The sequence below is a fragment of the Cupriavidus sp. GW823-FHT07A04 genome (genome assembly GCF_058794615.1).
This window is the reverse complement of sequence record NZ_JBXAHA010000017.1, coordinates 94,552-115,255: the sequence shown is the minus strand read 5'-3', so window position 1 is coordinate 115,255 and position 20,704 is coordinate 94,552. Positions and strand designations below refer to the sequence as shown.

At 69.3% G+C, this 20,704-nt stretch carries 11 protein-coding genes; 10 read left to right on the top strand and 1 reads right to left on the bottom strand.

The annotated features are described in order from the left end of the window. Positions 1-5 precede the first annotated feature (5 nt). The 7 genes from bcsP to AC1Q7Q_RS27535 all read left to right on the top strand — a co-directional run bounded on the left by bcsP (position 6) and on the right by AC1Q7Q_RS27535 (position 12,207). Positions 6-680, top strand: coding sequence for a cellulose biosynthesis protein BcsP (gene bcsP, locus AC1Q7Q_RS27565; protein ID WP_492371940.1), 675 nt, complete (start codon positions 6-8; stop codon positions 678-680). After that, a complete protein-coding gene (bcsQ, locus tag AC1Q7Q_RS27560; protein WP_492371941.1) occupies positions 677-1,450 on the top strand; it encodes a cellulose biosynthesis protein BcsQ in 774 nt (257 codons plus the stop codon). The genes bcsP and bcsQ overlap by 4 nt, the downstream gene beginning before the upstream one ends. Next, positions 1,447-3,714, top strand: a complete 2,268-nt coding sequence (bcsA, locus tag AC1Q7Q_RS27555; RefSeq protein ID WP_492371942.1) for a UDP-forming cellulose synthase catalytic subunit — start codon at positions 1,447-1,449, stop codon at positions 3,712-3,714. Before bcsQ ends, bcsA begins: the two co-directional genes overlap by 4 nt. Positions 3,715-3,914: 200 nt before the next feature. Next, positions 3,915-6,182 (top strand): cellulose biosynthesis cyclic di-GMP-binding regulatory protein BcsB, encoded by a 2,268-nt coding sequence (gene bcsB / locus AC1Q7Q_RS27550; protein ID WP_492371958.1) that lies wholly within the window; start codon positions 3,915-3,917, stop codon positions 6,180-6,182. Further along, the gene (bcsZ, locus tag AC1Q7Q_RS27545) at positions 6,179-7,405 is read left to right on the top strand and encodes a cellulose synthase complex periplasmic endoglucanase BcsZ (RefSeq protein WP_492371943.1); all 1,227 of its coding nucleotides are present in this window, start codon (positions 6,179-6,181) and stop codon (positions 7,403-7,405) included. Before bcsB ends, bcsZ begins: the two co-directional genes overlap by 4 nt. After that, positions 7,378-11,808 carry a cellulose synthase subunit BcsC-related outer membrane protein gene (locus AC1Q7Q_RS27540; RefSeq protein WP_492387237.1) on the top strand — a complete coding sequence of 1,477 codons (4,431 nt, stop codon included), beginning with the start codon at positions 7,378-7,380 and terminating at the stop codon, positions 11,806-11,808. Before bcsZ ends, AC1Q7Q_RS27540 begins: the two co-directional genes overlap by 28 nt. Before the next feature lie 66 nt (positions 11,809-11,874). Next, on the top strand, positions 11,875-12,207 hold the full coding sequence (locus AC1Q7Q_RS27535) for a hypothetical protein (RefSeq protein ID WP_441632494.1): 333 nt from the start codon (positions 11,875-11,877) through the stop codon (positions 12,205-12,207). A 19-nt stretch (positions 12,208-12,226) separates the two neighbouring features. On the opposite strand, the gene AC1Q7Q_RS27530 is transcribed toward AC1Q7Q_RS27535, so the two are convergent. Continuing rightward, positions 12,227-14,179, bottom strand: a complete 1,953-nt coding sequence (locus AC1Q7Q_RS27530; RefSeq protein ID WP_492371945.1) for a sensor domain-containing diguanylate cyclase — start codon at positions 14,177-14,179, stop codon at positions 12,227-12,229. Between the two features lie 287 nt (positions 14,180-14,466). Between AC1Q7Q_RS27530 and AC1Q7Q_RS27525 the strand changes: the two genes are divergently transcribed. The 3 genes from AC1Q7Q_RS27525 to AC1Q7Q_RS27515 all read left to right on the top strand — a co-directional run bounded on the left by AC1Q7Q_RS27525 (position 14,467) and on the right by AC1Q7Q_RS27515 (position 20,652). Then, the gene (locus AC1Q7Q_RS27525) at positions 14,467-17,694 is read left to right on the top strand and encodes a bifunctional diguanylate cyclase/phosphodiesterase (protein WP_492371946.1); all 3,228 of its coding nucleotides are present in this window, start codon (positions 14,467-14,469) and stop codon (positions 17,692-17,694) included. Between the two features lie 115 nt (positions 17,695-17,809). Next, positions 17,810-18,910: a putative 2-aminoethylphosphonate ABC transporter ATP-binding protein gene (locus AC1Q7Q_RS27520; protein WP_492371947.1), complete on the top strand. Its 1,101-nt coding sequence runs from the start codon at positions 17,810-17,812 to the stop codon at positions 18,908-18,910. Then, entirely contained in the window at positions 18,907-20,652 is a 1,746-nt protein-coding gene (locus AC1Q7Q_RS27515; RefSeq protein ID WP_492371948.1) for a putative 2-aminoethylphosphonate ABC transporter permease subunit, read from the top strand. Before AC1Q7Q_RS27520 ends, AC1Q7Q_RS27515 begins: the two co-directional genes overlap by 4 nt. Positions 20,653-20,704: the final 52 nt, after the last annotated feature.

Sequence of the window (20,704 nt, the reverse complement as noted above, 5' to 3'; positions counted from 1 at the left end):
ATCCCATGAGTCAATCCGACGATTTGTCCAAGCTGTTCCAGCGTTTCGGCGGCAAGGCGGAGTCATATAAAGAGATCGTGCGCGAAGACGCGGCGACGCAGGCGCGCGAGCGCTGGCCGCTGCTGACGTCCGTGCGGGTCGACCGCGCTGCCGTGGTGCCACCTGTGCAGCCCGCCGCGCCGCCTGCGCATGACGTTGCCGGCACGGCAGCGGCGCCGGCCGCGCCGCCTGCGCCATTGTGGCGCGCGGCCCTGCCGGCAGGCGAGCTTCCACCTGCCGCGGAGCCGGCTCGCGCCGCCGAGGCTCCTGCCGCTCAGGTTGCTCCCCCGGCCGCACCGGCGGCAACGGGCGCGGCCGCCTCGGCGATGATGCCGCGTTTCCGCACGCCGGAAGGCATGGCGCCGGTGGCGTCGGCCTCGATGCCGCGATCAACGCCGGAAGTTGCCGCAGCGTCGCCCCAACCCGCAGCCGTAGCGAACCCGGTCGCTGCCCCCGAGCCCGAGCCGGCCCGCATTTGGTCCCCGGCGGCGCCCGCGGTGTCGGCGGCTGAGCCAGCCCGCGCCGCCGACACCGAATTATCCAAGGTGTTCGCCCGCCTCGAAGGCCGCCAGGAGCCGGCCACCACCAGCGAGCGCGCACCCGCGCGCCGCTCCTTTCTAGATCGGCTGAATCGCTCGTGAAGATCATTGCTGTTGTCTCGGCCAAAGGCGGCGTGGGCAAGACCACGCTGTCGGCCAACCTGGCTGAAGCGCTGGCGGTTGCCGGCGAGAACGTACTCGCCGTGGACCTGGATCCGCAGAATGCGCTGCGCCTGCATTTCGGCATGCCGCCGCAGGAAGTTGCCGGGCATGCGCGCGCCACGCTGGCCGGAGAAGCATGGCAGCAGAGCATGTACAAGGGCCGCTCCCGTGTGCTGGTCATGCCGTTCGGCTCGCTCAACGAGACGGACCGCTCTGCGTTTGAAGCGCACCTCTCTACCCATCCGGGATGGCTGCGCGCCCAGCTTGCCGGACTTGGCCTGGGCCGCGACGATGTCGTTGTGATTGATACGCCGCCGGGCCCGTCGCCATACATGCGCCAGGCACTGTCATGCGCGCTGCTGTGCCTGATGGTGTCGCTGCCGGACGCCGCGTCCTACGCCACCATGCCCCTGATGGAAGACCTGATCCGCACCTATTGCGAGGGCCGGCCCGATTACCTGGGCCATATGCTGGTGATCAACCAGGTCGACGTGAGCCGTCAGCTCGGCAAGGACGTGGTGCAGGTGCTGCGCGCCCAGCTGGGCGAGCGCGTGCTGGGCGTGATCCACCAGGACCAGGCGGTGGCAGAGGCGCTGGCCTACGACCGCAGCGTGCTCGAGTACAACCCTCACAGCCAGGCCACGCACGACCTGCAGCGCTGCGCTGCATGGGTGCGCCAGGCGCTGGCCGCTCACGGAGAAGCCGCGTGAAGCCAGCCAAGGCAAAAGCCGCCGCGGCGCCCAAGGGCGCGCGGGCCAAGGGCAAGAACAAGGACAAGGTCAAAAGCAAGGGCAACGACAAGCCCAATGCGCTGTCGGCCGCGTTGCAGCGTTTCGGCAACACCTTCGTCGAGCTTCCCTTTTGGGATAGCGCTGTGGCGCGGGGGCTGGCGTTGCTGGCCGGGCTGTTCATGTTTGCGCTGGTCATCACGGTGCCGCTGGATTTCTGGCAGCAGGTCGGGTTTGCCGCGGTGTGCTTCGGGCTGGCGGTCTGGCTGAACCGGGTCAAGGGCCACCTTGCCACGCTGATGATGGTGATCCTGTCGATCGCGGCCTCCAGCCGTTACATGTACTGGCGCCTGACGGAAACGGTGGGGCTGGGCGGCTGGTTCGACTCCGCTTTTGGCATTGGCCTGGTGCTGGCAGAGATCTACGCGTTCGTGGTGCTGATGCTGGGCTACTTCCAGACCGCGTGGCCGCTCAAGCGCCGTCCGGTGGCCATGCCCGCGGACACCGCGAGCTGGCCGACCGTGGATATCTTCATCCCGACCTACAACGAGCCGCTGTCGGTGGTCAAGCCGACGGTATTCGCGGCGATGGCGCTGGACTGGCCGCGCGACAAGATCAACGTCTACGTGCTGGACGACGGCCGGCGCGAGGAATTCCGCGAGTTCTGCGAGAAGGTCGGCGTCACCCACGTGACGCGTAACCACAATCGCCACGCCAAGGCAGGCAACATCAACGAAGCGCTCAAGGGCACGCACGGCGAGTACGTGGCGATCTTCGATTGCGACCACATTCCCACGCGCTCCTTCCTGCAGATCAGCATGGGCTGGTTCCTCAAGGACCCCAAGCTGGCCATGCTGCAGACGCCGCACTATTTCTTCTCACCCGATCCGTTCGAGAAGAACCTGCGCACCTTCCAGGAAGTCCCCAACGAGGGCGAGTTGTTCTACGGCCTGGTGCAAGACGGCAACGACCTGTGGGACGCTACCTTCTTCTGCGGCTCGTGCGCCGTGATCCGCCGCGCGCCGCTGCTGGAAGTGGGCGGCATCGCGGTGGAAACCGTGACCGAGGACGCGCACACCGCGCTCAAGCTGCACCGCAAGGGCTACGGCACCGCCTACCTGGCGATCCCCCAGGCCGCGGGGCTGGCCACGGAAAGCCTCTCCGGCCACGTCGGGCAGCGCATTCGCTGGGCCCGGGGCATGGCGCAGATCTGCCGGGTGGACAACCCGCTGTTCGGGCCGGGCCTGTCGATCCCGCAGCGGCTGTGCTACCTCAATGCCATGCTGCACTTCTTCTACGGCTTGCCGCGGCTGGTGTTCCTGACGGCGCCGCTGGCGTACCTGCTGTTCGGCGCCCACGTGATCCAGGCCCCGGCGCTGACCATTGCCACCTTCGCGCTGCCGCACCTGTTGCACGCGAACATGACCAACTCACGCATCCAGGGCAAGTTCCGCCATTCGTTCTGGAACGAAGTCTACGAATCCGTGCTGGCGTGGTACATCATGCGGCCTGTGCTGGTGGCGTTCGTCAACCCCGCGGCCGGCAAGTTCAACGTGACGCCCAAGGGCGGCGTGATCGAGGAAGCCTACTTCGACTGGGTGATTTCGCGGCCTTACCTGGTGCTGCTGCTGTTCAACTTGCTGGGCGTGGTGGTGGGCTTCCTGCGGCTGTTCCTGTGGAACCAGTTCGAGGCCACCACGGTGGTGCTCAACCTGATCTGGACGTTCTACAACCTGATCATCCTCGGCGCCTCGATTGCGGTCGCCAGCGAGACGCGCCAGATCCGCGTGGCGCACCGCGTGGCGATGAAGCTGCCCGCCACGCTGCACTTTCCCGATGGCCGCACGCTGGTGTGCGAGACCATCGACTTCGCCGAGGGCGGCATCGGCATGCGGCTGCCGCCGGGCATGAAGGCCGCCGTCGGCGAGCAGGTGCAGATCTCGCTCTACCTGCAGAACGACGAGCACATGTTCCCCGCCAAGGTGGTGTTCCAGGGCGACACGCACACCGGCCTGGAGCTGGCGGAAATGAGCCCGCGCGAGGAGATGGCTTTCGTGCAGTGCACCTTTGCGCGAGCCGACGCGTGGATCGATTCGTGGGGCCGCAAGCGGCCGGATGCCCCGGGGCTGGCCGCCGGCCAGATCCTGCGCATTGGCCTGCTTGGCTTCCATAACGTGATGTTCCACCTTGGGCGCGAGATGCGCCAATTGTTGCGCCGTCCAGAACCTGGCGCTTCCACCCGTTGATCGGCCTCGTCGGCCCAGCGCCGCGTCCCGCAACGGTTCGGGTCGCGGCTTGAACACGCACCGGACCACTGGCAAAAAGACAGAGAATGCGTTTGACCAAGACACCACGCCTGACCGATCGCACGCCTGCGCGCTCAACCGCGCACCGCACCGCGCGCCTGCCCGCCGCGACCCGCCTTAGCGCATTGCTCGCGCTCGCCATGCTGACGGTGACCCCGGCCGGCGCCCAGCGCGCCGGCGTGCCCGACACCACGCGCGACGCGGTCGCCGCGCAGTCGCCCGCCGGGGTGGCGGCGCAGGCCGCCGCCGCAGCGCCCCGCAGCGGCGCGCGCACCGTGCAGCTCACGCTCAAGCAGCTGGGTGCCACCGCGCCGTTCCAGTTGCGTGGCGTGGACGCCATCAACGGCGTGCCGTTCTCGATCCGCGCCGACGAGGTCGTGACTGGCGCGCGCCTGAAATTGCGTTACACGTATTCGCCCGCGCTGATACCGGCGCTGTCGCATATCAACGTGATGGTCAACGGCGAGGTTGCCGGCGCCGTGCCGGTGCCCAAGGACACCGCGGGCACCAGCCTGGAGCGCGATGTGCCGATCGAGCCGCGGCTGATCACCGAGTTCAACCGCCTCAACCTGCAGCTGATCGGCCACTACACCACCGATTGCGAAGATCCCTTCCACTCCAGCCTGTGGGCCACCGTTGGCAACAGCAGCGTGCTGGAGCTCACGCTTACGCCGGTGGCGCTGGCCAACGACCTGGCGCTGCTGCCGCTGCCGTTCTTCGATCGCCGTGACGTTAGCCGCCTCAGGCTGCCCTTTGTGTTCGCTGGTGCGCCGTCGACGGCTACGCTGGAAGCCGCGGGCACGGTCTCGTCATGGTTCGGCGCGCTGGCCGGCTATCGCGGTGCGTCGTTTGCCGCCACGCTCAACCAGGTACCGGCTACCGGCAATGCGGTGGTGTTCGTCACCAACGAGGAAAAGCCCGCCGGCGTGCAGGTGCCCGCCATCGGCGGGCCGTCGATCGCGGTGGTGCCGAATCCGGGCGATGCGAACGGCAAGCTGCTGCTGGTGATGGGCCGCGACAGCGCCGAGCTCAAGACCGCGGCGCAGGCGCTCACGCTCGGGGCGCGCGCGTTGTCCGGGCAGAGCGCCACCATCAACAAGCTCGACGACGTGGCGCCGCGCGTGCCCTACGACGCGCCCAACTGGATCCGCAGCGACCGCCCGGTGCGCTTCGGCGAGCTAGCCGAAGTGCGCGACCTCAATGTCTCGGGCTACAACCCGGACCTGGTGCGGGTGAATTTCCGGCTGCCGCCCGACCTGTTCGGCTGGCGCAGCAAGGGCATCCCGATCGACCTGAAGTACCGCTATACGCCGCGCCCGGTGGTGGACAAGTCCACCCTCAACATCAGCGTGAGCAACCAGTTCCTGCGCGCCTACGCGCTGCGCTCGGTCAAGAACCAGGAGGGCCGTGCCAGCCAGTTGCTGGCCAAGGTGCTGCCGGATGGCTCGGTGCCGGTCGACGAGCGCATCGCGCTGCCGCTGTTCATGCTGCCCGCGCAGTCGCAGCTGCAGTTCCATTTCTACTACGACTACCTCAAGCAGGGCGCGTGCAAGGACGTGATGCTGGACAACGTCAAGGGCGCGATCGACCCGGACTCGACCATCAACATCACCGGCCTGCCGCACTTTATCGCGCTGCCTGACCTGGCGGTGTTTGGCAACAGTGGCTTCCCCTTCACGCGCATGGCCGACCTCTCCGAGACCGCGGTCATCCTGCCGGACAAGCCCGCTGCCGAGGACTACTCGACTTACCTCACGCTGATGGGGCGCATGGGCGAGTCCACCGGCTATCCCGCCACCGGAGTGGCCGTGAGCGGCGCCGCGCAGGTCGACAAGCAGGCCGCGCGCGACCTGCTGGTGATCGGCACCACGCAGAGCCAGCCGCTCTTCACGCAATGGGCCGAGCGCATGCCGGTCACGCTGGCCGGCAATGAAAAGCGCTTTGCGCTGACCGATCTGGTCTCCGCCGTGACGGGCTGGTGGAACGGCGCGGATGGCACGCGCAACCACCCGGTCGAGACGCGCATGTCGATCAGCAGCGCCAGCACCGATGCCGCGCTAAGCGCCTTCGAGTCGCCACTGGCGTCCGGGCGCAGTGTGGTGGCCGTCACCAGCAACGCGCCGCAGGGCCTGCAGACCGTGACCGAGGTGCTGCTCGATCCCGACCGGGTCACGAAGGTGCAAGGCAGCCTGGCGCTGGTGCGCGGCAAAGAGATCGACAGCCTGGCGGCACAGCAGAACTACCACGTGGGCAAGCTGCCGCCCTGGACCTATGTGCAGTGGTGGCTATCGCAGCGCCCCCTTGTCATGGTGCTGATGATCGGCGGCGCTGCGCTGCTGCTGGCGGTGTTGATGTATCTGTCGCTGCGGGCGCGCGCCGCGCGCCGCAAGCTGGGGGAACACAAGTGAGCGTGAACCGCACACGCCGCCGATGGATCGCGGGCTTGCCCGGCCTGGGCGCGCTCGGGGTGCTGGGTGGCTGGCCCGCGCTGGCGCATGCCGCAGCGCCGAAGGCATCGCCGCAGGCTGCCTGTGCGTGGCCGCTGTACCAGCAGTTCCTGTCCCGCTTCGTGCAGGCCGACGGCCGCGTGCTCGACCCGTCCACCAAGGAGCAGCAAAGCACCTCCGAGGGCCAGTCCTACGGCATGGTGTTCGCCCTGATGGCCAACGACCGCGCTACCTTCGACCGCCTGTGGCAATGGAGCGTTGCCAACCTCGGCGCGGGCAACCTGCAGGACAAGCTGCCCGCCTGGCAGTGGGGCCACCGGGCCGACGGCTCGTGGGGCGTGATCGATGCCAACCCCGCATCGGATGCCGACCTGTGGTTCGCCTTCGCGCTGCTTGAAGCTGCACGGTTGTGGAAGCAGCCGCGTTATGGCGAGCAGGCGCGCGCGCTGCTCAAGCTGGTGGCCAAGCAAGAGGTGGTGTCGCTGCCCGGCTTTGGCACCATGCTGTTGCCGGCGCCGCAGGGCTTTGTCCAAGGCAATGCCGATGGCCCGCGCCAGTGGCGCCTCAACGCCAGCTACCTGCCGGTGCCGTTGCTGCGCCGCCTGGCCGCTGTCGAGCCGTCCGGCCCGTGGGGCACGCTCGCCACGCAGGCCGGCAAGCTGGTCGACGCAGTGGCCAAACAGGGCATCGTGCCCGACTGGTCGGCCTACCGCAGCGACGCGGCCGGCACCGGTTTTCTCACCGACCCGGACAAGGGCGACGTCAGCAGCTATGACGCCATCCGCGTCTACCTGTGGGCCGGCGTGACACCGCGCGGTGACGCCGCTGGCCGCATGCTGATGAAGGCACTGGCGCCGCAGGCGCAGCGCATGGCGGGACGCGCCGCGCCGCCCGAGCGCATGCACGCCGACAGCGGCGCAGTGGACGGCGACGGCCCGGCGGGCTTCTCCGCCGCACTGGTGCCGTTCCTGCAGGCGGCTGGATCGCCGGCGGCCGCGGTGCAGCGCACCCGGGCGGAGACGATGATCGACTCAGCCACGGGCAAATCCGCCGCCACGTACTACGACACCGTATTGGGATTATTCGGCCTCGGCTTTGCCGAAGGCCGCTACCGGTTCGCGCCTTCGGGGCAACTGGAGCTGGAGTGGGAGAAGACATGTCGAACCGCAAGCGCCCGGCCATGAACGGACGCGCGAACACCCCCCGCTCGGCGAGCGGGCAGCACATTGTTGCGGACACCGCGCGCGGCAAGGGCCTGCGTGCCAAGACGCTGGTGCTGAGCCTGCTGACGGCGTTCGCCGCGGCCGCCACGGCGCAGGAAGACCCGGTCAAGCTGTTGGTGGACCAGGGCAAGTACTGGCAGGAACGCGGCCGCAGCGACCGCGCTGCCGAAGCGTGGCAGAAGATCCTGCGCCTGAATCCGGCCCAGCCGGAAGCCCTGTATGGCATGGGCGTGGCCGAAGCCGAGGCGGGCCGCCCCGATGGCGCGCGCACCTACCTGGAGCGCCTGAAGAAGGCCCAGCCCAACTCCCCGCTGGTGGCGCGCCTCACGCAGGTGATCAGCAGCGGCGGCGCGACCCGGCAGGTCGAGCAGGCGCGCCAGCTGGCGCGCAGCGGCCAGAGCGAGGAAGCGGTCAAGCGCTATCAGCAAGCCGCGGGCGGCGCGGTGCCGCAAGGCAACCTGGCGCTGGAGTACTACCAGACGCTGGGCGGCACGGCGCAGGGCTGGGATGAAGCCCGCAAGGGCCTGGAGCAACTGGCCCGTGCCAATCCGTCGGACAACCGCGCGCAGCTCGCGCTGGCGCAGCACCTGACCTATCGCGAGTCCACGCGCCGCGACGGCATTCGCCAGCTGGAGGCGCTGTCTAAAAGCAGTGACGTAGCTGCTCAGGCCAGCGAGAGCTGGCGGCGGGCGCTGACCTGGCTGGGCGGCCGCCCGGCGGATGCGCCGCTGTACCAGGCCTGGCTGGCAAGCCATCCCGACGACGCCACCATCCGCGCCAAGCTTGATGCGGTCAAGGCCCAGCAGCAACAGCAGCAAGCCACGCAAGCGGCAGGCGCCGCTGGCAACCCCGTGCGCCAGATCGTGCAACAAGGCTTCGATGCCATGGATGCCGGCGACCTCGAACGCGCCGGCGACCGGTTCCAGGCCGCGCTGCAGGAGCGCCCCGGCGACGCAGACGCGCTCGGCGGCATGGGCGTGCTGCGCCTCAAGCAGGAGAAGTTTGCCGAGGCCCTGGATTTCCTCGACCAGGCCGCCAAGCGTGGTGCCGGCGGCCGCTACCGCAGCGCGCAGAACAGCGCCACGTACTGGCTGCTGTCCGAGCAGGCCAGCACCGCGCGCGGCGCGGGCAACCGCGCCGAGGCGCGCAGCCTGCTGGAGCGAGCGGTCAAGCTCGACCCGCGCGAGCCTTCCGCCCAGGTGGCGCTGGCCGACGTGATGGCCGAGGAAGGCCAGTACGCCCCGGCCGAAGCCGCGTATCGTCGCGTGCTCAAGCAGCAGCCCGACAACCCCGACGCTACGCGCGGCCTGGTTGGCGTGCTGGCGGCGCAGAACAAGAGCGCGGAAGCGCTCGCCATCGTGCAGAATCTCACGCCCGCCCAGCAGGACAAGGTCGGCTCGCTGGGCAAGCTGCGCGCCGAGGAGGCGCGTGGCCAGGCCCGCGCCGCCTTGCAGCGCGGCGATGCCGCCGGCGCGCGCCGCGCGCTGGAAGACGCGATGGCGGCCGACCCGACCAACCCTTGGGTGCGCCTGGATGTAGCGCGCGCCTATGCATCGATGGGCTTGAAGGAGCAGGCGCGCAGCGTCATGGACGGCCTGTTGCTGTCCAACCCCAATATGCCGGACGCGCTGTATGCCAGCGCGTTGCTGTCCGCCGAAACCGGCGACTGGCAAAGCGGGCTTGAAGCGCTGGAGCGCATTCCCCCGCAGAACCGCACCCGCGACATGGGCACCCTGCAACGCCGCCTGTGGGTGCACGCCGAAGCCGAGCGAGCCAGCGGGCTCGCCGCCGCCGGCCAGCAGGCCGCGGCGCTGGGCGTGCTGCAGCAAGCGGAACGTTACGCCCAGCAGGACCCCGACCAGCTCGGCGCGCTGGCGCTGGCTTACGCCGATGCGGGCGACGAGGCGCGTGCGCTCTCGCTGATGCGCAACGTCATGGGCCGCACGGTGCGCCCGGACGTCGGCATGCAACTGCAGTACGCCGCCATTCTGCTCAAGACCAGGCAGGACGTGGAACTGGCCGGTGTGCTGCGCCAGCTCGCCAACGCCAGCCTGAGTAGTTCGCAGCGCCGTGACTATGACGATCTGCGGGTCGCCTACATCGTGCGCCAGGCCGATGCGCTGACCGAGAGCGGCGACCTCGTGGCTGCCTACGACATGCTGGCGCCGGCGCTCTCCGAGCGCCCCGGCAACAGCGCCGTGCGCGCCAGCCTGGCGCGCATGTACGCGCAGGCGGGCGAGAACAAGAAGGCTCTGACGCTGTACGAGAGCGTGCTGGAGAAGGATCCGCGCAACCTTGACCTGATGCTGGCGGCGATCGGCACCGCCACCGCCGCCAAGGAGTACAGCTGGGCCGAAGGCACGCTGCAGATGGCGCTGGCGCAGGCGCCCAGATCGCCCAAGGTGCTGACCGCCGCCGGGCGGCTCTACCGCGCCCAAGGCAAGACCTCGCGCGCCGCCGAGTACTTCCGCGCAGCAGTGGCGGCAGAGAATGCCGCGGGCATAGCCTCGGCCGGCGCGCGCCCGGATGGCGCGGGCTTCGACCGCGTGCCGTCCAACCCGTTTGTCGGCCTGCCCGGCCAGCGCGGCAGTTCGCAGTTGCCGCCGCCCGGGTCGCAGGCGCCGTACCTGATCGTGCCCGGTCCCACGCGTGCCGCGGCCGCGCCCCAGCCGGCAATGGCGCCCGCGCCGGTGATGATGAACGCCGGCGCACAGGCCTCGCAACCCTACATCCCGGCGCCGGTGTCCGCCGCCGGGCAGGGCATGGCACCGGAGATCCAGCAGCCGCAGGCCTACTATGCGCAGCAGGTGCAAGCGCCGATGCCGATGCAGGCGCCCGCCAGCACGCGCGGCAAGAATACGCGCGCGGCCAAGGCGCCGGCGCAGGCTTATCCAGCCAATCAGGCTTATCAGACTGGTCAGGCTGGCCAGGCCTACCCCGCCTATCCAGCCAACGCGCAGGTCGCCCAGCAACCGGGTGTGCCCTATCCCGTGCCGCAGCAGGCCATGGCACCTCAGTATCCCGCTGCGCAGTACACCGCGCCGGCGGCCGGCGGCTACGCGGCGGCACCCGTGCCCGCCGCGACCGCGCGCCAGCCGATTGGCGCGCAGTCGCGCGCGCCCTGGCTGGCCGAAGCCGATTCGCAGGCCAACCCGACCGGCCCCAAGACTGCGCAGCAGGAACTCAACGAGATCGAATCGCAGCGCACCAGCACGCTCGCCGGTGGCCCTGTGCTACGCGGGCGCAATGGCGACTCCGGCATGAGCCAGCTCACCGAGATGCAGGTGGTGGCCGAAGCCAAGATAGCCGTCGGCAACGGCAAGCTGGTGGCGCGCGTGACACCGGTCGCGCTGGACGCGGGCTCCGTCGGCAGCGACTTCAACAGCGCCTCGCGCTTTGGCGGCGGCCCGCTGGCGGTCCCGGTGGGCGGCGCGCCCGTCAACTCGGCCGGCACGCCGCTGCGGTCCACTTCCGCCGGCCAGCAGAATGCCTTTGGTGTGGCGCTGGGCGTGGCCTATGAATCGGACCGCATCAAGGCTGACATTGGCAGCACGCCGCTGGGCTTCCGCTACACCGACGTCAATACCGGCGTGCGCTTCAACCTGCCGCTGACGCAACGTACCACGCTGTCGCTTGGCGCATCGCGCCGCCCTGTCACCGACAGCTTGCTGTCGTACGCGGGCGCGCGCGATGACCGCACCGGCCTGCAGTGGGGGGGCGTGATGAACAGCAGCGGGCGCGTCGACCTGGGTTGGGACGATGGCTTCTTCGGCATCTACGGCTACGGCGGCTATGGCTTGCTGACCGGCCACGATGTGAAGCGCAACACGCGTTGGGAAGGCGGTGGCGGGTTCTACCTGCGCCTGATCGACAGCACCGAGCAGCGCCTGATGAGCGGGGTGAACTTCACCTCGATGGGGTACGCGGATAACCTGCGCTACTTCACCTTCGGCCAAGGCGGTTACTTCAGCCCGCAGACCTACTTCGCCGTGACCGTGCCGCTCTCGCTGGCAGGGCGCAGCGGCCGGCTGGCCTACAATGTGCGCGGCGCGTTAGGCATGCAGGCGTTCCGCGAGGATGCGTCGGACTATTTCCCGACCGATCGAGCGGCCCAGTCGGCGGCCGGCAACACCGTCTATCCTGGCCAGTCCAAGACCGGCCTGGCCTACAATCTGGTTGGCTCGATGGAGTACCAGGCGGCCCAGCAGCTGTTTGTCGGCGGCATGCTTGGCATCGACAACGCGCGCGACTATCGCCAGTGGTATGCCGGCGTCTATGTGCGCTACGCGTTGCAGCGCCAGACCGGGCTGATCGCGTTCCCGCCGGTGGCGCCGCAGTCGGCCGTGGGCCCCGCGCCGTTCTGAGGGGCGCGCAACGGATGAATCAATCAAGTGAAGCGCAGCCAGGCGGCTGCGCAAAGGAAGTCCATCATGGGTGAAGCAAAACAACGGGGCAGCCAGGCAGAGCGTGCCGGCCAGGCCCGCGCGCGGCTCGAAGGCATGCGGCCCGCGCAACTGGTGTGCGGCGCGTGCAAGACGGCGTTCAGTACCTTCGATGCCATCGACGCCCCCAACCTGCGCGGCATCGATGCCGTGTTTGGCGGGCAGTGCCCGAACTGCGGCAATGACGTGCTGGTGTTCAAGGGCGAGCCTCAAGCCGTGGCGGATGCCATGGTGGCATGGGAGCGGATGATGGGCGCGGACACCAAGCTGGGCTATCAGTCGCGCGACGGTAAGCATGTGCCGTTCGAAGAAGGCAAGTAAGTCAGCCAGGCGAGCTAAGTCAGCTGTCCAGTAGTTCCGGCGGTCCCATCTCGAAGCGGCCCCGGCCTGCCGCCTTGGCGCGGTAGAGCAGGGCATCGGCCTGGCGCATCAGCTCCTGGTCCGGCATAGGTGCGCCCTTGTAGAGCGCCACGCCGATGCTCACATCCACATCGGCAAACACCCCGTCGATGAAAAAGCGCCGGCTCACCGAGTGCACGATGGCCTGCGCAATGCGCTGGGCATTGGCCGCGCCGCCGATATCCTCCAGCACTACCGCGAACTCGTCGCCGCCCAGGCGCGCCACCGTGTCGCGCTCGCGCACGCAGCGCTGCAGGCGCCGCCCGAAGGCCTGCAGCAGCAGGTCGCCGGTGATGTGGCCGTGGAAGTCGTTGACCGCCTTGAAGCGATCCATGTCCAGGTAGAGCAGCGCCATGAGCCGGCCGTCTTCGCGGCTGCGCGCCATGGCGGCCTGCAGCAGCGCCTCGAAGGCGTTGCGGTTGAGCAACTGGGTCAGGTGGTCGAGCCGGGAGATGCGCGATAGCCGCAGGGTCTCCAGCTTGCGCTGGGTCACGTCCTGCACATGCACATGCACGCCCACCACATGGCCGCCATCCGCGCTCCATTCGGGGCGCAGGCTGGTCTCCATGCAGCGGTAATCCGGATCGCTTTCTTCCGTCTCGAACGTCACCGCGTTGCCTGCCAGCGCTTTTTGCAGGAACGGCCGGGCGCGGGCATAGCGGGTGTCGCCGATCACCTCGCGCACGGTCATGCCGCGCAGCGCCTGCACCGTGATGCCGAAAGTCCGCTCGTAGGCGAGATTGTTGAAGACATAGCGCTCGTCGGGCCCGATAAACGCCAGCAGCGCAGGCAGCGTATCGGTGACCGCGCGCAACTGGCGCTCGCTCAGGTCGAGCTGCTCGCGCCGCTCGCGCACGTCATGCATCAACTGCCCGAAGGCGCGCGCCAGATCGCCGATCTCGTCACGCTGCTGCGCTGGCAGTTTCTCGTAGGCCGCGAGGTCGTGCGCGCTATCGCTTACCACCTGGTGCAGGCGGGTGAGCGGCGTCAGCAGATGCCGCACTGTCAGCCAGATCAGCAGGGCCACCACCGCCAGCGACAGCAGCGCCAGCGCGAGGAAGCGCACCTGCATGGCGTGCAGCGGCGCGAACGCCTCCTGCGCTGGCAGCACCGCCACCAGCTCCCATCCGGTGCTCTCCATCAGGTAGCGCGAGATCAGCGGCCTGGCGGGCGAGAGAAACTCGACGCGCCCGCTGCGGTCGTCGACGCCGCAGGTGTCTCCCAGCGCGCGGGCCGGCTGCGTGGCCTTGGCCGGATCGGGGTGCCGCACATAGACCGGCATCCGCCCTCCCGATACCAGGCAATAGAAGCCGGTGGTGCCGAGCCGGTTGTGGGTGATCTCCACCAGGAAGTTGGCGCTCGACAGGTCGAGCCAGCCCCCCAGCAGGCCAAGGAATTCGCCCTGCTTCGAGACGATGGGCACCGCCACCAGCACGCCGGTCGCGCCATTGATACGGGCGCGGATAGGCGGGGTGATCACAGGCTCAAGGGTGCGCGCGGCTTCGCGGAAGTAGTCGCGGTCGGCAATGCTGACCTGCACGCCATCCCGGGCCAGCACGCGGCCCTGGGCATCGGCCAGCATGAACGCATTGAAGGTGCCGGGCACGGGAATCCGCCGCTCCAGCAGCAGGCGCAGCTCGGCGCCCGGGCGGGAGAGCTCGCCGGCCAGTTGCGGCGCTACATGGGACAGCAGGGTGATGCGGTCTTCCATGGCAGTGTCGAGCTGGTCCGAGGCTAGCTTGACGATGGAGTCCTGCTGGTCTTGCAGCGCGGCGCGCAGGTCGTCGTGTGCGTAATAAAGCGATGCCAGCACGATGCCGGTACCAAGCACGGCGGCAAGCGCTGTGGTAATCAGCGCGAGACGCGCCTTCAGGGAAAGCGAAACTTGGGGCATGCGAGCCGGCGGAGTCGGGGGACGGCGCGCGCCTTCTGGACGGCCGGCCCGCATGGTTGCCGGGAGTCGGGCTTCGGCAGGCTTGCAGGCCCGCCAACCCTACCACAAGCGCCAGCCCCGCGCGAGTCTGGCATGGGCGCACGCGGGCCGCGCCCGCCAGCGTGTGGCGCCGCACGTTACAGTGGCGCGCCGGGGGTGGGCGAGCCATTGCCGCCACGGTATAGTGGACCGTCGCCCTGCGGCGGCTGGGCGAGGCCACCGAGGGATCCCATCCGCACTCCCAAGTCATGAAACTGCCCTCAATTTCGCCAGTCCTGCTGTCCCTGCTGGTCGCCGCGGCCGGCGCCCTGGCGACTGGCGGCGCCTGGCGTGGCATGCATACGCTCGAGCGCGAGGTGGCGCGGGGCGATTTCGAGGCGGTGTTCTCGCCGGTCTTCTCCGCCTTGCAACGGCGCCTGCTGGACAACGAGCAGCTGCTGCGCGGCACCACCGGGCTGTTCGCCGCCGATCCCGCCCTCACCCGCGAGCAGTGGCGCAACTACCTGTACACCACCCAGCTGGATGACCTGCCGCCCGGCACGCATTCGATCGGTTATGCGCGCCTGACCCCGCCACGGGAGCTCGACTGGCTGGTGGAGACGATGCGCCGCGAGGGCCAGCCCGGATTCGAGGTCTACCCGCTGGGCCCGCGCGACGTGTACGCGCCGGTTGTGTATGTCGAGCCCTTCGCCGGGCGCATCACGCGGGCGCTTGGCTTTGACATCATGTCCGATCCCGTGCGCCGCGCTGCCGCCGAGGCTGCCCGCGATAGCGGCGAGGCGCGCCTGAGCGGCGGCGTGGAACTCACGCGGGAGAGCGAAACGCAGGCGCCGCAGCGTGGCGCGGTGCTGTACCTGCCGGTGTACGGCAGTGGCCTGCCGCTGAACACCCCTACCCAGCGGCAGCTGGCCGTGACCGGCTATGTCTATACCTCGCTGCGCCTGGAAGACCTGCTGCGCGGGGTCAGCCTGCCCGCGGCCGGCACCTTGTCGCTGCTGCTTTATGAAGGACGCGACACCAAGCCCGGCGCGCTCCTGGCCGGTGACGCCGAGCCCTTGCCGGCTGGCGCGCCGGTCCTCGCGCCATTGCTGCAGGCCGAACGCGAGCTGACCTATGGCGGCAGGGTCTGGACCTTGCGCGCCACCACCACGCCGGCCTTCGAATCGGCGCATCGCCCGCGACGCTCCATGCTGGTACTGGCGCTCGGCACGGCAGGCACGCTGCTGCTAGCCTGGATTGTGTTTGGCCTGGCACGCCAGCGGCGCAGGGCGTGGCAGCTCGCGGCGCGGGCGCGCCAGGGCCGGCAGGCGGATGGCGCCCTGCAGCGCGCGGGCCTGGCCAGCGCCAGCGATGCCTTCCTGGTATGCGATGCCGGCGGCCGTGTCCAGATCGCCAGCGCGGCGGCCACAGGGCTGTTCGGCAAGGCGCCGGACCAGTTCCCCGGCACCATCATCGCTACCTTGCTGCCCGATGCCGCCACGCTGGCCGCGACGGCGCTGGAGGGGCGGCTGGAGAGCCACGCCCGCAGGTCCGACGGCACCATCATCCCCGTGCGCGTGGCGGTGGCGCCGGTGCCTGCTGCCGGGCCCGGCCGGGTGCTGTGGGTAGTGACCGACCTGAGCGCCATCCGCCGCGCCGAACTGGCGGCCGCCGATGCGGCAGAGCGCAGCGCGCGCGTGCTCGATCACACCGCGCTGTGCGTCATCACTTTCGACCGCAACGGCACGGTGACCGGCATCAACCGCGCCGGCCAGCGCATGCTGTGGTACCAGGCCAGCGAGGTGGCCGCAGGCATGCGCTATCTGGACTTCCTCGATCCCAAGGAGGTTGCGGCGCGCGCTGCCGTGCTCACCAACGAGCTGGGCGAGCCGGTGGCGCCGGGCCTGGCCGCCGTGGTCGGCAAGGCCCGGCACGGGCTGACCGACGAACAGGAGTGGACCTATGTCCGCAAGGGCGGCTCGCGCCTGCCGGTGCAACTGACGCTGACCGCGCTGCCCGAGGCGCACCTGCCCGGCGGCACGGGGAACCCGCCGGCCCCGGCCTTTGCTGGCGAGGCCGGCAACGGTGGCCTGGATGCCGGCGGCTATCTCGCCATCGCGCATGACCTGACGGAGCGCAAGCGTGCGGACGAATACATCCGGCACCTGGCGCATCACGACGCGCTTACGGGCCTGCCCAACCGCGCCCAACTGCATGCGCGCACGGAACTGGTGCTGCAGCGCGCGCTGCGCAAGGGCGAGCGCATCGCGCTGCTGTTGCTCGATCTCGACCAGTTCAAGCGCATCAACGAATCGCTCGGCCACCACATCGGCGATGAGGTGCTGCGTATCGTGGCCGATCGCCTCAAGGCCGCGGTGCGCCACGCCGACCTGGTTGCCCGCATGGGCGGCGACGAGTTCGTGGTGGTGCTCGACCCGTTGAGCCAGGACAGCGAGGCCGAGCTGGTCGCCGCCAAGATCCTGGCCCGCCTGTCGGAAGACCTGCAGCTAGGCAACCAGCGCCTGCGCGTGACGCCCTCGATCGGCATGGTGCTGTGCCCCGACGACGGCGACAACCTGGCCGACCTGCTCAGGAACGCCGATGCCGCCATGTACGCGGCCAAGCGCCGCGGCGGTGCGCAGCTCAGCCGCTTCTCCAGCGAGATGGCCGAGGCATCCATGGCGCGTTTCACCATCGAGGGGCTGCTGCGGCGCGCGCTGGCCACGCAGGCGTTCAAGCTGCGCTACCAGCCCATCGTCGACACGGCCACCTTGCGCATTGCCGGCGTGGAAGCGCTCATTCAATGGGAAACGCCCGAGCGCGGCGTGATCCCGCCAACCGAGTTCATCCCGATTGCCGAGCAAAGCGGCCTGATCATGCCGCTGGGCGAGTGGATCCTGGCCACGGCCTGCCGCGAGATCCAGCACCTGCGCAGCGAGCTTGGCGTGGAGCTGGATGTGGCGGTGAATATCTCGCCGCTGCAACTGCGCCAGGAAGGGTTTCCCGCTATGGTCACGCAATGCCTGGCGGCCGCCGGGCTGCCGGCTTCGAGCCTCACCATCGAGGTGACGGAGGGCATCCTGATCGAGGGCGGGAGCAAGACCATCGACACCTTCGAGCGCGTGCGCGCGCTCGGCGTGGGATTGTCGATCGACGATTTCGGCACGGGCTATTCGGGCTTGAGCTACCTGACGCGGCTGCCGATCGACAAGCTGAAGATCGACAAAGCCTTCGTCGACGACGTCGCGCACGATGAACATCACCAGGCCGTGGCGGCCGCCATCATCACCCTTGGCCACCAGCTCCACCTGCAGGTGGTGGCCGAAGGCGTGGAGTCGCCCGCGCAGTTCGCCTTCCTGCGCGAACACGGCTGCGATGCCGTGCAGGGCTACCTGTTCTGCCAGGCGGTGCCGCTGGCCGGCCTGATGGAGATCTGCGCGGCAGGCGGTGAAGCGACCATGCAGGCCTGGGCGCAACGGGTGCCGGCCGCGGATTGAGCCGCATCCCCAAAATCCGCCGATACCTGCATCGGGATTCTTTGCCCAACTGCCACACGGCTGGCATGCGCCGCTCCTATGCTGCCCGCTGTTATCAAAGCGCAGAGGGTTGTCCATGCAAGCAGGTGAGTCCGCGCCGGGCCGCGCGTTCCTGGCGGTCGAGCAGGTAGGCAAGCGTTTCGGAGGGGCGGGAGGGTTCCAGGCGCTGGACGGCGTTTCGCTGTCGGTGGCGCAGGGGGAACTGCTGTGCCTGCTGGGCCCTTCGGGTTGCGGCAAGACCACTTTGCTGCGCATCATCGCGGGGCTGGAGCGCGAGGACACGGGCCGTATCCACGCCGGCGGGCGCGAGCTGACAGGCTTGCCACCGCAGGCGCGCGACTACGGCATCCTGTTCCAGTCCTATGCGCTGTTTCCCAATCTGCCGGTGGCCCAGAACGTGGCCTACGGCTTGCAGGGCCGGGGCATGGGACGTGCGCATCGCGAAGCCCGCGTCGCGGAAATGCTGTCGCTGGTAGGCCTGGCGGGCAGCGAGCGCAAGTTCCCCGGGCAGCTCTCGGGCGGCCAGCAGCAGCGCGTGGCACTGGCGCGCGCGCTGGCGCCGGCACCGTCGCTGCTGCTGCTCGATGAGCCGATGTCGGCACTCGATGCGAGGGTGCGCGAGCATCTGAGGCTGGAGTTGCGCCAGTTGCAGCGGCGCTTGAACGTCACTACCGTCATGGTCACGCACGACCAGGATGAAGCCATGGCGATGGCGGACCGCATCGCCGTGATGGAGGGCGGGCGCATCGCGCAGGTCGGCACGCCCGGCGAGATCTACGAGCGCCCGGCCTCGGCCTTCGTGGCCGAATTCATCGGTCAGGCCAACTGGCTGGATGGCCGGCTCAGCGGGCGCGATACCTTCAGCGTGGGCGAGCTCGACCTGGCCGTGTCCCCGGCCCGCGCCGGCGAGGTGGCCGAAGGCGCAGCCCGGCTGTGCTGCCGCCCGGAAGCCATCCGGCTGCACCCCGTGGAAGGCGAGCCCAACCGCCTGCTGGCGCGCATTGTCGACCAGACCTATCTGGGCAGCCGCTATCGCCTGATGCTGGAGGCCGACCGCCTGCCGGGCCACACGCTGTTTGCCGACGTACTGCGCGAGGAGCGCCACCTGCTGCCGGCGCCGGGCAGCCACAAGTTCTGGGTGTCGCTGCCCAGCCAGGCGCTGCAGGTGTTCGCATGACGCGCGCATTGCCCGTGGCCGGGGCGAAGGCCGATCGCGATGCCACTGTCAGGCGCGGGCGTGGCGCCGGCAGCGCGGCGGACCGCATCGCGCATGCCGCGCCCGCTGCGATGAAGTGGCTCTGGCTTGCCGGGCTGGCCGTGGCGCTGGTACTGCCGCTGCTGGCGCTGTTTGGCCAGGCATGGTTCGATGAAGCCGGGCGCTGGGCCTTGCCTGCGCGCGTGGCCGAGATGGTCGCCAACCCGAATTTCCTGCCGCTGCTGGGCCGCAGCGTGGCCGTCTCGCTGACCGTGGCCGCGCTGGTGGTGCCGCTGGCCTTTGGCTTTGCCTACGCGCTGCAACGCTCCCGTATCGCGTTCAAGCCGCTCTGGCGGGGCATTGCGCTGCTGCCGCTGTTCGCCCCTTCGCTGCTGCCGGGCATCGCGCTGGTTTACCTGTTCGGCAACCAGGGCGTCTTCAAGGGGGCATTCGGCGCAGGCGGCATCTATGGTTTCTGGGGCATCGTGCTGGGCGAGGCCTTCTATACGTTTCCCCATGCGCTGATGGTGCTGATGGCCGCGCTCTCGCTGGCCGACGCGCGCCTGTACGAGGCCGCGCGCGCCATGGGGGCCTCCGCCTGGCGCACCTTCCTCACGGTGACGCTTCCGGGTGCGCGGCACGGCCTGTTTGGCGCGGCGTGCCTGGTGTTTACGCTGGTGGTGACGGATTTCGGCGTGCCCAAGGTGGTGGGCGGCGGCTATCCGGTGCTGGCGCTGGAAGCCTACAAGGCCGTGGTGGGGCAACAGCAGTTCGCGCGCGGCGCGCTGATCGGCATGCTGCTGCTGTTGCCGGCGCTGCTGACGTTCGGCGTGGACATCGCCATGCAGCGCCGGCAACGCGCGCAGATGTCGAGCCGTGCCCAGGTCTATGTGCCGGGCCGCGACGGGCTGCGCGACACGTGTTGCACGCTGGTGGTGACGGTGATCGGCGCCGCCTTGCTGATCATGCTGGCGGCGGCGGTGGGCGCTTCGCTGGTCAAGCTGTGGCCGTACAACCTGCAGCTCACGCTGGCGCATTACGACTTCGACAATATGGATGGCGGCGGCTGGCTGGCCTACCGCAACAGCTTGCGCCTGGCCGCGCTGAGCGCACTGGCCGGCACGCTGGCGATCTTCTTCGGCGCGTGGCTGACCGAGCGCACGCGCGGGCCGGCGTGGTTGCATGGCGTGCTGCGCGCCGGCTTTGTGTTGCCGATGGCGGTGCCCGGGCTGGTACTCGGGCTGGGCTATGTGTTCTTCTTCAACGCGCCCTCCAATCCGCTGCACGGGCTCTACGGCACCATGACGCTGCTGGTGATCTGCAACGTGGCCCACTTCTACACCACCGGCCACCTTACCGCCGCCGCCGCGCTGCGCCAGCTCGATGCCGAGTTCGAGGCCGCCGCGCTGTCGCTGGGCGTGGCGCCGCTGGTCACCTGCTGGCGGGTGACGGTGCCGATCTGCCTGCCCGCGCTGATCGATATCTTCCGCTACCTGTTTGTCTCGGCCATGACCACGGTATCCGCGGTGATCTTCCTCTATAGCCCCGATACCGTGCTGGCCGCGATCTCGGTGCTGAACATGGATGATGCCGGCGACACCGCGCCAGCCGCGGCCATGTCCACGCTGATCCTGCTGACCTCGGCGCTGGCCTGCCTGCTGCTGATGGGCGCCGCGCGCGGCTGGCTGCGCCGCACGCAAGCCTGGCGCGCGCCGGCGCCTTGATTTGCCGTCGCTAACCAGCGCCGGCGCCGCGATACGCATTTCACGACCCGAA